7 protein-coding genes are annotated in these 16635 nt (G+C 45.9%); 2 read left to right on the top strand and 5 right to left on the bottom strand.

Annotated features, from left to right (window positions below; translation table 11 throughout):
* Positions 1 to 27: 27 nt before the first annotated feature.
* Positions 28 to 3741 carry an alpha-mannosidase gene (locus tag QUA07_RS08030; RefSeq protein ID WP_333323942.1) on the top strand — a complete coding sequence of 1238 codons (3714 nt, stop codon included), beginning with the start codon at positions 28 to 30 and terminating at the stop codon, positions 3739 to 3741.
* A 110-nt stretch (positions 3742 to 3851) separates the two neighbouring features.
* Here QUA07_RS08030 and QUA07_RS08025 read toward each other — a convergent pair whose 3' ends face one another.
* The 4 genes from QUA07_RS08025 to QUA07_RS08010 form a co-directional block, all read right to left on the bottom strand.
* A complete protein-coding gene (locus QUA07_RS08025) occupies positions 3852 to 4775 on the bottom strand; it encodes a phosphoribosyltransferase (protein ID WP_333323940.1) in 924 nt (307 codons plus the stop codon).
* Between the two features lie 267 nt (positions 4776 to 5042).
* Positions 5043 to 6230: an anion transporter gene (locus tag QUA07_RS08020; protein WP_333323938.1), complete on the bottom strand. Its 1188-nt coding sequence runs from the start codon at positions 6228 to 6230 to the stop codon at positions 5043 to 5045.
* Between the two features lie 183 nt (positions 6231 to 6413).
* Positions 6414 to 7004 carry a cytochrome b gene (locus tag QUA07_RS08015; RefSeq protein ID WP_333323936.1) on the bottom strand — a complete coding sequence of 197 codons (591 nt, stop codon included), beginning with the start codon at positions 7002 to 7004 and terminating at the stop codon, positions 6414 to 6416.
* Positions 7005 to 7132: 128 nt separating this feature from the next.
* On the bottom strand, positions 7133 to 7345 hold the full coding sequence (locus QUA07_RS08010; RefSeq protein ID WP_333323934.1) for a hypothetical protein: 213 nt from the start codon (positions 7343 to 7345) through the stop codon (positions 7133 to 7135).
* 296 nt (positions 7346 to 7641) lie between these two features.
* Here QUA07_RS08010 and QUA07_RS08005 point away from each other — a divergent pair, with 296 nt between their 5' ends.
* Positions 7642 to 11595: a PAS domain S-box protein gene (locus QUA07_RS08005; RefSeq protein ID WP_333323932.1), complete on the top strand. Its 3954-nt coding sequence runs from the start codon at positions 7642 to 7644 to the stop codon at positions 11593 to 11595.
* 84 nt (positions 11596 to 11679) lie between these two features.
* Here QUA07_RS08005 and QUA07_RS08000 read toward each other — a convergent pair whose 3' ends face one another.
* Positions 11680 to 16614 carry a choice-of-anchor Y domain-containing protein gene (locus tag QUA07_RS08000; protein WP_333323930.1) on the bottom strand — a complete coding sequence of 1645 codons (4935 nt, stop codon included), beginning with the start codon at positions 16612 to 16614 and terminating at the stop codon, positions 11680 to 11682.
* Positions 16615 to 16635 lie beyond the last annotated feature (21 nt).

The following is a 16635-nucleotide window of genomic DNA, read 5'->3' as shown; positions in this document are numbered from 1 at the left end:
AATACACAATTCCTAGTTTAGCTAAATATGAGCGCTTCTGTGTCACCTGCTAGCAACAATATTTCTGCCACTGTCGAGAAGTTGCGCCGCCTCAGCCAAGTGGAGGTTCAGTCTGGTTGGAGGTACTGCGATTCTGACTCTGCTGTCTCTTCAGTAAATATTTGTAACAAGCCGATTGCCGAACTTAACGGCAAAGGACATATTGCTTGGCCGTCGGGGAAGCAAGTTTTGTATTTGGGTCAGCAAGTTGTAATTCCTGACAATTTGCACGGCTATCCTGTCGTTGGTTTGCGGTTGCTACTGGGCTTGACTTGGTGGGCGGAAGATGCTCAAATTTTTGTCAACGGCGAGTTAGTCGGACAGGGAGATTTATTTGATTTTGCCGATCGAGTTTTGTTGAGTTCGTCGGCCAATCCCGGAGATGAATTTTTAGTAATTTTGCGGTTGGTAAGTCCGGGTCACGATAACGGTGCTTTAGTGCGATCGATTTGTTTGTACGAAGCTGCGGACTCTTCTTGTTTCGATCCGGGTTTTGTGGCTGCCGAATTAGAGATTTTGCAGAATTCGCTAAATCGAAATTTAGAAAATGTAAATTCCCAATACCTCTCCACTGAAACAATAGCAAGTCGCCCACTGTTTGTCAAGGGGGAAACGCTGAAATCTGAGATTGATTTGGCGATGGATTTGATTGATTGGTCGGCGGTGGGCGATCGCGAAAAGTTCGATCGCTCGCTGTCTGTTTTGCGGCACAATTTACTGGGATATCTGCGGGCTTTTTCTGGGGGTTTAGATGAGGGAACCGCAGAGGCCACAGAGGGCGCAGAGGGAGGAAGAAGAGAGGAAGTTTCTCAGGTTGGAGAAAATAGCAATTCTACATCTATATATATAGGAGAAAGTGGTGAACTGACATCTTTTTCTGGGGATTTAGATCGGGGAACCGCAGAGGCCGCAGAGTCCGCAGAGGGAGGAATAAGGGAGGATGTTTTTGAGGTTGGAGAAAATAGCAATTCTACATCTATATATATAGGAGAAAGTGGTGAGCTGACATCTATATATACAAGTAAAATCTATTTGGTCGGTCACGCTCATTTAGACTTAGCATGGCTGTGGCCTGTCCCGGAAACTTGGGAAGCGGCAAAGCGAACTTTTGAGTCGGTATTGAAATTGCAATCCGAGTTTCCCGATTTAATTTTCTGCCATTCAACTCCCGCACTTTATGCTTGGATGGAAGAACATCGCCCGGACTTATTTGTTGCGATTAAAAAACAGGTGGCGGCGGGTTGTTGGGAAGTTGTCGGCGGGATGTGGGTAGAACCGGATTTAAACTTGATTTCCGCTGAATCAATGGTGCGGCAAGTTTTTTACGGACAGCGTTACGCAAAAGAAAAATTTGGGGAATTGATGCGGGTGGCTTGGCTACCGGATACTTTCGGTTTTGGGTGGCAATTACCTCAGATTTTGCAACAAGGTGGAGTTGAATATTTTGTGACGCAAAAGTTGCGTTGGAATGATACAACGGAATTTCCCCACGGTGCGTTTTGGTGGGAAGGGTTGGACGGTACTAAAATATTTAGTATGATGTCTCCTCCAATTGGTGAAGGCATAGAATCTGTGAAAATGGCAAGTTATGCTTTTGACTGGCAAGCTAAAACTAATTTGCAAGATGCTCTTTGGTTGCCTGGGGTTGGCGACCACGGCGGTGGCCCGACTCGTGATATGTTGGAGGTGGCGAAACGCTGGAAAATGTCGCCTTTTTTCCCGAAGTTGGAGTTTGCGAAAGCGGTTGATTATTTGTCTTTGATTGAGAGTCAGTTTTTGCCGGAAGTTGTGGGAACTAAATCCGAAAGTTATGTTCCCGAATCCGAGAATCAGGAGAATTTACAGGCGCGAGAATTGTCAAAGTTGTCGGCTATTTCGGATGCAAATCCTCCCATCTCACAAATCAAAACTATTTCGCGCACTCTCCCCATTTGGAAAGACGAACTTTACTTAGAATTCCACCGGGGTTGCTACACGACTCGCGCCGACCAAAAACGCCAAAACCGCCGCTGCGAAGAATTGCTCTACCAAGCGGAGTTGCTGTCTTCGCTGGCAACGATTTGTACTGGTGCGGTTTATCCGAAATCAGAATTAGAATCTGCTTGGAAACAAATTTTGTTTAACCAGTTTCACGATATTTTGCCCGGTTCTGCGATCGCCCAAGTCTACGCCGATGCTAATATAGCCTTTGCCGAGGTCGATCGCACTTGTCGCGAAATCCTGCTAAAATCTTTGGATGCAATCTCGGCTCAAATTTCTCTGCCGAATCCTCCGCAGCCCGACGCTCAACCGATTTTGATTTTCAATACTCTCAATTGGTCGCGCTCTGAGGTTGTCGCCGTACCGCTTCCCGATTCTGTTGATTCAGCTTGGCAAATTTACGATTTTTCCCGACGGCGATTGGCTTCACAGATTGTCAAGGGCGATCGACCGCAATCGCAATCTACACTGTTATTCTGGGCAAATAATCTCCCCGCCGTTGGCTACCAGGTGTTTTGGCTGTGTCGTGAAGAGCCTCAAACTGTGGATAATGCGTCCGCGAGTCCAGAAACCGAAAAAAAGACAGAGTTATCAAAACTTACATACGGTATAGCACAAAAAAACACAGCTAGTCAAGAAACGCCTTTTGCAGCCGCACAAATGGTTCTAGAAAATGAATTTATTCGGGCAACAGTAGACGGCAAAACTGGGAATTTATCCAGCATTTGGGATAAACTAAATAACCGAGAAGTCCTGAATGCAGCAGGCGGAAATCAACTGCAAGCATTTCAAGACAGCGGCCAATATTGGGATGCTTGGAACATAGACCCAAATTATGAAAAACATCAACTAGCAGCGCCGATACTCAAAGATATTTCTTGGATAGCACAGGGAGAAATACGGCAGAGTTTGCGCGTAGTCCGACAAATTGGCAAATCGGAGTTTTGCCAAGATTATATAGTAGAAATAGGTTCGCCGCTGCTGAAAATCAAGACAGTTGCAGATTGGCAAGAAACTCACGTTTTAGTAAAAGCAGCCTTTGGGTTAAATGTAGAAGCAGATTTGGCAACTTGCGAAATTCCCGGCGGTGCGATTCAGCGCACAACCAAGCCGCAAACACCCGCCGAAAAAGCGAAATGGGAAGTGCCGATTTTGCGCTGGACTGATATCAGCAATGACGGTTTTGGAGTGAGTTTGCTCAACGATTGCAAATACGGTTGCGACCTTCAACCAAATCAAATTCGGCTGACTTTGCTTCGGGGTTCGACTTGGCCGGATGAACAAGCAGATGTAGGAGTTTCGGAATTTACTTGTGGAGTCTATCCCCACAGCGGAAATTGGCAGGATGCAGGTACTGTTCGACAGGGCTACGAGTTGAATTTGCCGCTGCTAGTAAAGGTGTTGCCACAGTCGGGAGAAAATCGAAACAAGAGTTTACCCGCAGTTGGTAAATTCTTGGATTTGTCTGCCGACAATTTAGTTTTGATGGCTTTCAAACAATCGGAAGAGGATTCTAATGTGTGGATTTTGCGGTGTTGCGAATCCGAGGGGAAGGAGGCTGTGCTAGAATTCAAGAGTGATTTGGGATTAGAGATTGTAGAGCCAGTTGATTTGTTAGAACGACCTGCAAATTTGTCGAAAAAGCTGCCAGAAGAAGGAGGATTTAAGATAGAGCCTTGGAAAATCGCGAGTTTTGCAGTTGTGCGCCAAACAGAGACCTAAAGACTTTATACCAAATCCGGGTTTCTTACCCCCTTTATCTCTTAGTCGCCCTTACTGCAGATTTTGTTCGTGTGGACGCGGTTTCAACCGCCGAGTCATAACAGGGATATCTAACCCGGATTTAGTATAAAACATAATTCGAGGTGACTATAATGTGCACCTCTTTGTATTTGATCGCGAGCATACTCTACCTCATCTTTTATTTGTTTTCGTAGGTCTTCAGCTTCTTGACAAATACAAAAGTGAGACTCTTCTGCATCCCTGCAAATTTTTTCGTGTTCCTCAATTTCCCAGTAGTCTATAGCATCGCGAGCATACTCTACCTCATCTTTTATTTGTTTTTGTAGGTCTTCAGCTTCTTGACAAGTACAAAAGTGAGACTCTTCTGCATCCCTGCAAATTTTTTCGTGTTCCTCAATTTCCCAGTAGTCTATAGCATGGAAACAGCCACTAGCATCCCTACCAATCTTTTCGTAAACTAAATCATCAAAATCATAATATGTGACTGTTTTTCCGAGAGCTACACATTTCACTGTACTAGCACCTGCTTTCAGAAGTAACTCTTTGCCTGCGCGTAAAGAATTACCAGTCGTTGATACATCATCGAGCAAAAGAACATTTTTATTTTGAATCAATTCTAAATTGATTACTTTCATTGATTCAAAATGAATGTCGAGTTCCCGATTGCCTCCTGTAGATAATCGATCGATGTTTTTAACTCGTATTAAGCAAAGAGTTGCGTCAGTGATTTTTTCTGGGAGAGATTTAGCTAATTTTTGGGCTACTAGATGGATACCCGATACTTGATTACCTGACGAATGTGAAGGGACTACAGCAATGGCAAAGCTCTCATCCATCTTTAAATGCTTTTTTAGCTCCTCAAACCAGAAATCCATACTTGTTTTTTCTTTGTTTTTCAATTCAAGTATTTTTTCACTAAAGTAATCAAAACAATCATTCTCTTCGCCTTGCCACTTAAGAGGATGATAGTTCCTTAAATAATAGATATCTTTAGAATCGCTGAAGATTATCATATCTCATGACTTGGTGATATTTTTTTTCCCATTATAGCATACGCCATCGGAGGATAAAGGGGTTTTATTTCCCGGATTTTGTATGATACCGAAATCTGCGATAGGCTATAAACCTACATCTTTTTATCTCATTTATTCTCTTCTCATCTCCCCTCTGCGCCCTCGGCGCCCTCTGCGGTTCATGAAAAACAAATCCAGTTCGCACAGGTAAAAGCCCAAAGCTAAAATTTAATTGTAGGAGCATCATAGCGTTATGATTATCCTCTTTTAGTACAGCCAAAAATAAGCTATTCCCAAAGTAAAGAAAGTCAGCGGCAGCCCGAACCGCAAATGTTCTTTAAAAGTCAGCCGATCGCCTGATTTTCCTGCAACTTCGGCTACAATTAAATTAGCCACAGAACCCAACAAAGTTAAATTCCCCGCCAGAGTAGAACCCGCCGCCAACAACAGCCAAGCTTGTGTATCTGTTTTGACAATCACCGATTGCAGAACTAACACTGCGGGTACGTTAGAAATTAAGTTAGAAAGAATAACCGTTACTCCCAACAAACTCAGTGGCGTATTAGTCAAATTAGTTAAATTGTCCAACAAACCGAGTTGTTGAGTTGCTTTAGTCACTACAAATAATCCCGCAAACATCACTAGCAAATTCCAGTCAACGCCTTGCAAAATGCGATCGGACTTGACGCGCCTAGTAATTAACAATATACTGGCAGCTATCCAGGCAGATTCTGCTAAAGATGCTCCCGCCAAAAAAGCTACCAAAAGTCCTGCTGTCACCCACAAACTTTTTGCTAGTAAAGGCTTGAATAAGCGATACCTGACTTGAGTAACCTCCGGCAAAGATTTGCAAGAACGCACTTCTGGATAAAGCAAGTATAGCCAAGCTACTTGAACCAGCAAACAAATTAAAGCGACTGGGGCGAGAGAGCCTGCAAATTCTAAATAACTAATTCCCGAAAAAGAACCGACGAGAATATTTTGCGGATTCCCACTCACAGTCGCCACCGAACCTAAATTAGTTCCTCCGGCTAAAGCTAAAAGATAAGGGATAGGATTGAGAGACAAAGAGCGAGTCAGACTCAGTGTTAAAGGAGCCAGCAAAATAGCAGTAGTGTCGTTGAGAAAAAATGCCGATAGAATGCCGCTGCCAAAAGTAACGGCCACCATAATGCCGAAAGGAGAACGAGTAAAGCGAGTTAAAAACTCCAAAGCGAGTTGAAAAAAACCCGATGCTCCCAAAGCGGAATTAACGACCATCATTCCCAGCAAAAAAACTATCGTATTTGGGTCGATCGCCTCCCAAGCAGTTTTGAGGTTAAGTATTCCCAAAGCCACCGCAAAACCTGACCCGACAATTGCAACCGCCGCCCGGTTCATCCGCAGCCCCGGCAAATATCCCAAACCGAATCCCAAGTAGGTCAGTCCCAATACTAGGTATTTGAGTGTTATCATATATACTTAAAACCCTTAATTGCCGCTTTTTTCCATTGTCTGGGATGCTAAAAGTACAGACCGGGTAATTGCAGCTAAACCTGCTGGCATTGCAACTAGCGCTAAATATCGCCGTGAAAAATAGCCAGTTTTGCAGTAAATTTATCAATACCAATTGAGATATAATAATATCTTATCCCTAATTTATCCAACCTTTTGAGACTTTGCGAACTTAGTGCGAACAAAATTTGTCAACCTACGCCAATTAGCTTTCACAACTTTCTTCTGATCTAAAATATGCAAAATCACGAACGCTAAAAATGTGTACGCCAGCCAAAAATGCAAACTCCTTCCCAGATCAACCATTGCGGAATTCTGCGGAAACAGCTCCGGCAAAAGAATTCCGAAAAATTTCACATTGTTACTTTTGTAAGAGTTAGAAAGCAAGAAACCAGCAACCGGAACTAGCCACATAAAAACGTACAAACTTGCGTGCAGAGCAAAATTTTTGTACCATTCCTTCGTAAACTTTGGCAGGCGTTTCGTATATTTTTTCCACCATACACGGAGCAGAGTTAAAATCCGCCAAGTCAGCAAAGCCATTGTCAGCACTCCTACGGATTTGTGAAAATCGTAAAGGGGGCCTCGAATAAACAATTCTCCCGGCAATCGAGCCATAGACGTACCGGTAATAAACAGCACTAAATAGCAAGCTGACATTACCCAGTGTAAGGACATCAGTTGTTTGAACGCAGAATTAAGTCTGGGTTTCGCAGCGGGTTTTAGGGTAGTCACTCTTTCTTACCTCCTTAGCGTTTGCTGCACAAGATTAAGTATAAACTATAGGACTAAAGCCCGTGGCCGATTGTGCATTATAAGATTTACTTAACTCAAGTATTATAAATATTTATTAAACAGTCAAATTAACTATATTCACGATCGTCATTCCCAACACAAAACATCGTACTGGGGTCGATCGCCTCCCAAGCAGTTTTCAGGTCGAGTATCCCCAAAGCCACCACAAAAGCTGACCCGATAATTGCAACCGCCGCCCGGTTCATCCGCAGCCCCGGCAAATATCCCAAACCGAATCCGAAGTAGGTCAGTCCCAATACTAAGTATTTGAGTGTTATCATATATACTTAAAACCATTGATTGCCGGTTTTTTTTATTGTCTAGGATGCTAAAAGTACAGACCGGGTAATTGCAGCTAAACCTGCTGGCATTGCAACTAGCGGGAAATATCGTCTGCAGACCGTGTACCAGCTACAAATAAACACAGTGGTTGGATGGGGAAGCGAAAACCAGCACGCTGGACAAGTGGTATTTTTGTTACAACTTGTAACTTTTTTCAAACAACAGGTTTAATTTAGTTTCACAAAAAAGTTAAATTCCAGAAAGTAAAATTAATTACAGTCGAGTTAAGCTAAAAGTGTTTGCTAAAAAAAGTAATTCAAGCAACCCCGAAACCAACTATTCTCACTTGCTCGACACGGACGGCGAGTTCGCGACAGCAAAACTTTCGTGCAGCCAACAAGTCGAACAAGATTGGTATGGAACTCTCTACGAGAATTTTCCGGGCATTTACTTCGTTCTAGATGCTTTGGGAAGAGTTTTTTCGCTAAATGAATTCGGCGCGTCTCGCCTCGCCTACAAATCGCAGGAATTAATTTGTCATTCAATTTTTAACATATTTTACTGCCAAGAGCAAGGGAAAATGCAGGCAGAATTTGCCGGATTGGCCCAGCCGGAAAACGGTACGCCAACTCCAAAAATTGCCTGTTGGGAAGGCTGCTTGACTTGCAAAGACGGCAAGATTATTAGGGTAAAAGCAACAGCGCGACCAATGCCGGCGGTAGATTGGAAAATAGATGAAAATACCAAGGGTCGCTCACTTGCCAATTTCCAACGACCGGCTGTACTGTTAGTTTGCGAAGAAATTAAGGCCACTTCGCAGTCACCCATGCCGCCCAACCAGAGAGGAAATTGGCGCAATCCAACTTTGGCGATCGCAAAATTAGCCAAAAGTCAACTTAAACAACGCAACAATATAGAAGACTTCATCCGCGAAGTAACAGAAACCGCTGTCAGTATTGTCAACTGCGATCGAGCTAGTATTTGGCTGTATGGCGAAGACAAAACGCAGCTTCACTGTATCGACCTTTACGAACAAAATACTAAACTCCATTCCGTACAAATCATCATCACAGCATCCGACTGTCCGGCATATTTTCAAGCTTTAAAATCTGCAAGTGTGATCGCTACTGTGGCAGCAGAAAATGACCCCAGAACACGAGAACTTGTCGGCCTTTATTTGCTCGATCAGGCAACGACCTCCCTGTTAAACGTACCGATTATGCTAGCAGGTCAAAGGTTGGGAATAGTCAGCGCCGAACGCCAGGGTTCCGACGGTGATTGGACGGAAGAAGAACACGAATTTACCCAAATATTAGCAGATTTTGTATCCTCAAGTTTGTCAGCTAGCGAAAAGTTAAAATTAGAAGCAATGCGGCACGAACAGCAGCAAAACTTGCTGACCCAATACTACGATCAACTAGAAGAAAGAGTAGAAAGACGCACTGCTGAACTCAAAAAAGCTAATCAAAAACTGCAAAAAGAAATAATTAAAAGAAAACAAGCAGAAGCAGAACTACGCCTGCAGCAACAAGAACAGCAAATTATTTTTGATTCCGTGCCGGCGATGATTTGGCTCAAAGATACCGAAAGTCGCCTGCTGCGAATTAATCAAGCCGCCGCTGCATCAAGAGGTTTGCCCGCAGCTCAATTAGAAGGTAAATCTTTTTATGAAATCTATCCAGACGAAGCAGAGCAATATTATTTAGAAGATTTGGAAGTAATCAATTCCGGCATTCCCAAGCAGGGGCAAGTCGAACTGCTACCAACAGTTTCTGGTCAAAAATGCTGGGTGCGGACAGATAAAATACCTTACCGTGATGAAACAGGTAAAGTCGCTGGTGTAATCGTGTTTGCAGTAGATATTACTGATTTAATTAAAGTCGAAAGAGAACTGCGAGAATATCGCGATCGCCTCGCACAAAAAGTCGAAAAACGTACTGCTATGTACAGGCAAGCCATGACCGCTTTGTACTCGGCAAATACGCAATTGCAACAGCTAATTAACAACAGCTATTCCTCGGGCGAAAATGGCAGCAGTTACTCAGCAGCGCGCTTGCTCGAATGCGAAGCTTATTTTGAAGCAGTTGCCGTGGCTGACCGCGACACAATTTTGAGCGTCAGCAGTAATTTTGCCCAACTTTTCGGTTACGAACCGGCGGAAATGGTGGGAATGAGCTTGCTGGAACTACTGTCGCCGAAATCATACAAACAGGCGCCGCAAATGATTTCAGCAGCCAGCAATACAGTCTGTGAAACTATTTTTCTTAAGCGAGATGGAACTGCTTTTCCTGCTGACGTTCGCAGCAAATTCGTATTTTGGGAAGGTCGTTTAGTACAGGTGAAAGCAGTCCGAGACCTCACGGAACGCAAATTGACCGCTGCAGAATTAGAGCGATCGCGCTCTTTGCTGCACGCTACCTTAGAAGCAACGGCAGACGGCATTCTCGCCGTTACTACCGCCGGAGAAATGATTAGTTATAACGAAAAGTTAGTTCAAATGTGGGGGATTTATGAAGAAGTTAGAAACTCAATGGATAGAACGGTGCGGCTGGCATTTCTCACTAAGCAAGTGAAAGATCCGAGGGCTTTTTTGCAGAGAGTTAAAGAATTTTATAGTGATGCGGAGTCGGAAGGTTGCGATATTCTAGAATTTAAAGACGGCCGCACTTTTGAGCGCTACACGCAGCCAATTAGAGTCGGACAAAATATTATTGGCAGGGTGTGGCGCTTCCGCGATATTACCTCTCGCGAAAAGGTGACGGCAATGTTGGGAGATTCTCAAAGGCGCTTTCGGGCAATTTTTGATTCTTCTTTCCAATTTGTGAGCTTGTTGAAACCGGACGGCACTCTGCTGGAAGCTAACCAAACTTCTCTGGATTTTGCGGGAATTAAGCTGCGGGATGTGGCTAATAAACCGTTTTGGCTATTGCCTTGGTGGGGAGATTCTGAGGAAGTTCAGGAACAGTTGCAGGAGGCGATTTCTCGATCGGCACAAGGTGAATTTGTCCGCTATGAAGTGGAAGTTCAAGGTGTAAATCGGACGGCAATTGTTGATTTTTCTCTCAAACCTGTCGCGGATGAAACTGGCAAAATAGTATTGTTGCTGCCGGAAGGTCGGGACATTACTAAAAGTAAGCAAGCCCAAGTCGCGCTGCGGCAACAAATAGAACGGGAACGCCTGATCGGGCAGATTCAATCGCGCATCCGTTCTTCTCTGGATCTCCAAGATATTCTCAACACTACAGTAGCGGAAGTGCGGGAGTTTTTGGCAACCGATCGCGTGCTGATTTTCCGCTTCCGACCAGACTGGAACGGAGATGTGGTGGTGGAGTCGGTTGCAGAAGGCTGGATGCCACTCAAAGGGATGGGAATTGACGATTGCTGTTTTGCCAATACTTACATCGGACAGTATTTAAAGGGCCGCATTCGCGCCATAGAGGATATTCATGCTTCTAATTTGAGCGAGTGTCACCTTAAGTTTTTGGAGACTTGTCAGGTGAAGGCAAATTTGGTGGTGCCGATTGTCCAGCAGGGCATAGAACCTAGGGAAGGTAACGGTTCTTGTCAAGTGCCGAAGTTGTGGGGTTTGCTGATTGCCCACCACTGTTCGGCACCCCGCCAGTGGCAGCAGTTTGATGTGGATTTGCTGAGTCAGTTGGGTACTCAAGTTGCGATCGCGATCGAACAATCTTTACTTTACCAGCAGCTAGCTGCGGCCAACCAGCGGTTGGACGGGTTGGCGAATTTGGACAGTCTGACTCAACTAGCTAACCGCCGCCGTTTTGACGAGGTGATCAACCGAGAATGGGAGCAGTCGAGCTCTTCGGAACCGCTATCTTTGATTCTGTGCGACATTGACTGTTTTAAACTTTACAACGACAATTACGGCCACCAAGCCGGGGATGCTTGTTTGCAGCAAGTGGCGCGGGCGATCGGGGATGCTTGCACAAAGGCACCCGCAGAACGCCTCTATTTGGCTGCTAGGTACGGTGGCGAGGAATTTGGGGTAATTTTGCCAAATACGGATGTCGTCGCTGCACAGGCGGTTGCGGAGGCAATCCGCAACCGCGTCAAAGCATTGGCCATTCCCCACATCAAGTCTGTTGTCAGTGATTGTGTGACTCTCAGCTTGGGAGTGGCGGGCGTTTCGCAAAGTCAAAACTCCCCGAAAATGTTGATTGAAGCGGCGGATAAGGCACTGTATCGAGCTAAGTCTGGCGGGCGCGATCGAGTGGCTATTAATGAGTAGTTGTTACTTGTTACTTATTACTTGTTACTTGTTGGTGAGTAGTTATTTGTTTCCCCTAACTCATAACCAACAAATAACCAATAACTAAAGTAAAGTGATATCGCTAAGTGCGATCGCACTAGCTTCCACTCCTACCAACAGAACCAACCGTTCCCCATTTGCTTTACTAATTAAAGAGCCTTCTGGAATTTGAGTTATTGCCAAATTCCCAATAGTTCCGCCTTTATATTGTAGCACATCCAGCCCTTTCGTGAAATCAGAAATAATATCAAATCCGCCGTTACTTTCTAACACAAATGTGTCATTTCCTAGACCCCCAATTATAGTATCATCCCCCAAACCGGAGATTAAAATATCATCGCCCAAACCGCCAGTGAGAGTGTCACTACCAGCCCCGCCAAAGATAGTATCATTTTCCTCGCAGCCATCCAGCAAATCGTTACTTTGATTCCCACTTAAAAAATCCTTGCCAGCACCTCCGCAGATAGTATCGCTGCCCGAATTGCCGTAGAGAAGATCATTGCCTTTGCCACCCAACACAATATCATTACCTTTGCCACCAAATGCAGAATCATTACCTTTACCGCCGTCGATAAAATCAGCACCTTCATTGCCAAAAATTAAGTCGTTTTCTTCCTTGCCATTTATGGAATCATTGCCACGATTGCCAAAAATAATATCTTCACCTTCACCACCAAAAATGATGTCATTATTCTTTCCTCCAAAAAGGATATCATCTCCCTTGTTCCCGTCAATAAAATCATTGCCTCGGTTCCCGTAAAGGATATCGTTTCCTTCACCGCCATAGAGGTTATCGTCGCCTAAATTCCCATCGAAAAGGTTCTGATTTGGACTGCCGTAAAAAGCATCATTTCCTGCAGTGCCAAACTGAATTTCACCGCTACCATTGCTGTTGATAATATTGTCAACTTGATTGGGTTGGTTGAAATTGGGCTGCGGAATAGTATCGCAAATGCAATCGCTTTCAGTGGGCGTTGGCGTAGGCGTTCCGGCTGGGGTCGGCGTCGGAGTTGGTGTTCCCGTTGGAGTTGGAGTCGGTGTTCCCGTCGGAGTCGGAGTTTCCGTTGGAGTTGGAGTCGGTGTTCCCGTCGGAGTCGGAGTTTCCGTTGGCGTGGGAGTCGGTGTTCCCGTTGGAGTCGGAGTTTCCGTTGGAGTCGGAGTTTCCGTTGGAGTCGGAGTTTCCGTTGGCGTCGGAGTCGGAGTAGGTGTTCCCGTGGGAGTCGGAGTCGGAGTTGGTGTTCCAGTTGGCGTTGGAGTAGGTGTTCCCGTGGGAGTCGGAGTCGGGGTTCCCGTTGGCGTTGGAGTCGGAGTCGGGGTTCCCGTTGGCGTTGGAGTCGGAGTTCCCGTTGGCGTTGGAGTCGGAGTCGGAGTTTCCGTTGGAGTCGGAGTCGGAGTTTCCGTTGGAGTCGGAGTCGGAGTTGGTGTTCCGGTTGGAGTCGGAGTCGGGGTTTCCGTTGGAGTCGGAGTCGGAGTTTCCGTTGGAGTCGGAGTCGGAGTTTCCGTTTCCGTTGGAGTCTGAGTTTCCGTTGGAGTCGGAGTCGGAGTCGGAGTTTCCGTTTCCGTTGGAGTCGGAGTCGGAGTTTCCGTTGGAGTCGGAGTCGGAGTTTCCGTTGGAGTCGGAGTCGGAGTGGGAGTCGGAGTGGGAGTCGGAGTTTCCGTTGGTGTGGGAGTTGGTGTGGGAGTGGGAGTCGGAGTTTCCGTTGGTGTGGGAGTTGGTGTGGGAGTCGGGGTGGGAGTTGGCGCGGTAATATTAACGCTGAAAGTTCCTAAAATCGTAGGATTTACAGGATTCCCAGCAGTATCTTGAATTTGATTACCTTGCAGATTAATACTGTAAGTTGGATTATTATCTGCAATATCCCAACTTCCCCCAGGCGGAGTAAATGAATAAGTAGCTGTCCGCGTCAAGCCATTCGTATTAGTATCAATACTGACAAAGTTAACAGGAATACCACCGCCCGACCAATTGATTAAAAAGTCAGAACTGTCTAGAGTTGTAACATCGATCGCGCTATCATCGTTAAAAGTAACAGTAAAATCTTGAGTGGTTCCCCCCGCGACCGTAATATCAGCAATAGTTGTCGGATTTACAGTTGGGGCAATGCCATTTATTACTATTGCCTTATTTTGACCCAAGGAATTAGCAGCAGCCGGATTCGGCAAAGTCAAGACAGCATCACCATTAGTCAAATTCCTAATACTACCGCCGTTGAGAGATAAGGCAGTTGCGGAGGTATAATCTAAGTCGAGACTGCTATTGCCTGCTGTGACTGTGTAATTAAATGTCAGAGTATTGCTGCCGCTGCCACTGGCATAATTAATCACAGTACCTGCACCGCCTGTGGCTAAGGTAAGCTGCGGCGTACCCGTAACAGTAACTGGTTGACTGAATGTGACGGTAATGGGAATTACTGCACCGATGCCGTAACTTCCATCTGCCTGATCTGATGTGATATTAGTAATAGCAGCTAAAGGACTAACTGTAATGCTGGCTGTTTCGCTGGCTGTACTAAAAGGACTAGAAACGCCATTATTTTCTAAGTCCCCTGTCACATCTGCCGTGCCGCCGTTAGTGCCGGTAATTCTATCCCAACCATTAAAGGTAATGCCGTCAGTAACTGTTCCGGTGTAGTTGCTATTGGGAACGAACCGGAGGCGAGTTGTCGCGTCTGCTGCTAACAACAGGGCAGTTGCAGCGGTAGGAACAGTAGTAATATTGTTCCAATTTGTGCCGTCTGTCGTATACTGCCAACTGCCATTTGTAGTATCTAAATTTGTGAGAGCGATGCCTCTCGGACGAAGGGAAATGGCGTCGTTTGGGTCGGTGATGCTGCTGCCGATAATAGCAGATATTAATGTGCCGCTGTTGTTGGTTTCGTTTACATTAATCGCTGTTAAATTAGGCGTGCCCGAGTTGTCTAAGACTGGGGAATTGTTGACGAGGACGCTGACTTGTGATGTTGAGGTACTGTAACCGTCGGTAGTTGTGTAGGAGAAGGTGTCGAGGCCGTTGAAAGTGGGCTTAGGAGTGTAGACAATGCTGCGTTTGGGGTCGATCGCGATCGCAAAGACTGTACTATCGGCATTGGGGTTAAAAGCAGGATCTGCTGTGCCATTGGTGCTGTTCAACCGGGCAATATAGTTGCGCGGTTGCCCGCCGATACTGGTGAATGGGCCACCTACTACTGGGTTGTTATTAGCATCAAGTGCGATCGCTATGACTCTATTATTCGCATTGGGATTAAAAGTAGGATCTGCCAACCCAGTGCTGCTGTTCAACCGGGCAATAGAATTGCGTGGCTGCCCGCCGATATTGGTGAAAAGGCCCCCTACTACTTGGTTGCCGTTAGCATCGATCGCGATCTCATCGATCACGCTCCCAGCGATACTATTATTCGCGTTGGGGTTGAAAGTAGGATCTGCCAACCCAGTGCTGCTGTTCAACCGGGCAATATTGTTACGGGGTTGCCCGTCGATATTGGTAAAAGTGCCCCCGACTACTGGATTGTTATTAGCATCGATCGCGATCGCGAGGACACTATTATTCGCATTTGGGTTGAAAGTAGGATCTGCCAACCCAGTGCTGCTGTTCAACCGGGCAATATAATTGCGAGGCTGCCCGCCGCCGATATTGGTGAATTCGCCCCCTACTACTGGGTTGCCGTTAGCATCGAACCCGATCTCCCTGACATAATAATTAGCGTTGGGGTTGAAGGTAGGATCTGCCGTGCCGTTGCTACTGTTGAGTCGAGCAATATAGTTGCGCGGCTGCTCGCCGATATTGGTGAAAAAGCCACCTATTACTGGGTTGCCGTTAGTATCGAACGCGATCTCTCTGACACTATTATTCGCATTGGGGTTAAAAGTAGGATCTGCCGTGCCGTCGCTGCTGTTCAACCGGGCAATATAGTTGCGCGGCTGCCCGCCGATATTGGTGAATTCGCCCCCTACTACTGGGTTCCCATTAGCATCGATCGCGATCGCCCAGATCCAACTATTCGCATTGGGATTAAAAGTAGGATCTGCCGTGCCGTCGCTGCCGTACAATCGGGCAATATAATTGCGTGGCTGCCCGCCGATATTCGTGAAATTTCCTCCTGCATAAATCCAGTCATCAACAGTAACAGTGCCGCCTGTTGGTTGAGTAACACTCTGCACTCTCAGTGCTTTTGTGCCGCCCGTATCGTTGGTCAGGACTTGAATTTTAATATTAGGAGTGCCGACAGTTGTTACCGCATTGTCTGGAGTAGCAACAGGCAAGTCATTAACAGCTATCCTGCCCAAGCGAAATGTAGCGCTTCCCTGGTCAGTATTGTCCCCAAAAAATAGGAAACTCGGCAATGTGTAAGGATTGAAAGGTAAAGGAGGAAAAGTTTGATTGGGGTTAAACTGAATTGGACGCAGCGGCCCTGTTAGGATTGGGGCGGCGGAATTATTAGCAAAAAGCTGGTAAGTAGTGCCTTGTACTTTCAGGACATAATTGTTATTAGCAGCGGTATTAAAATTAACTGTTTCAGACTCTTGAAAATTTGCTGACTGACCGAATATTCTGCCATTTTTAAAACCCAATTCTAAACCGTTCAAGCCGTCGCTGCTAATAGCTGTGACACTAAAACCCGCGCGGTTGGGGTTGCTAGTTTCTGTGGGAATTGCTGCATTAAAAGATATCGTATAACCAGCGGTGCGGTCTAATGTGGAGGTGGTGAAAGGCGGCAGTATCGCTGGTGTCGGAGTAAGTAGCGATTGCGGATCGTAATTGTTGTAACCCGCATAGCCAGCATTGCTATTAGGAGTGTAGATGGTACGAGTATTGATACCCGTCGAGTTTGGCGTAAACGCACCCGTAGCCAGAGAAGCAGGGGGGAAAGGGGCGGGAAGTGCCGTACCGGGCGGGGCTATTTGTCCGTAAGCAAGGGCGGTGGCGTTGGGCGTCCCTATGCCGGGGGGCGTTCCTGCTGGAAGGTTGGTAATCGCGTCGTAGAGGGTAAGATTGGGCATGATGTACCTAAAGGTAGATGA

Source organism: Microcoleus sp. T3_A4 (genome assembly GCF_036700465.1).
In the GTDB taxonomy this organism is placed as follows: domain Bacteria; phylum Cyanobacteriota; class Cyanobacteriia; order Cyanobacteriales; family Microcoleaceae; genus Microcoleus.
The sequence above is the reverse complement of the archived record's forward strand: the minus strand, read 5'-3'. Positions and strand labels throughout refer to the sequence as shown.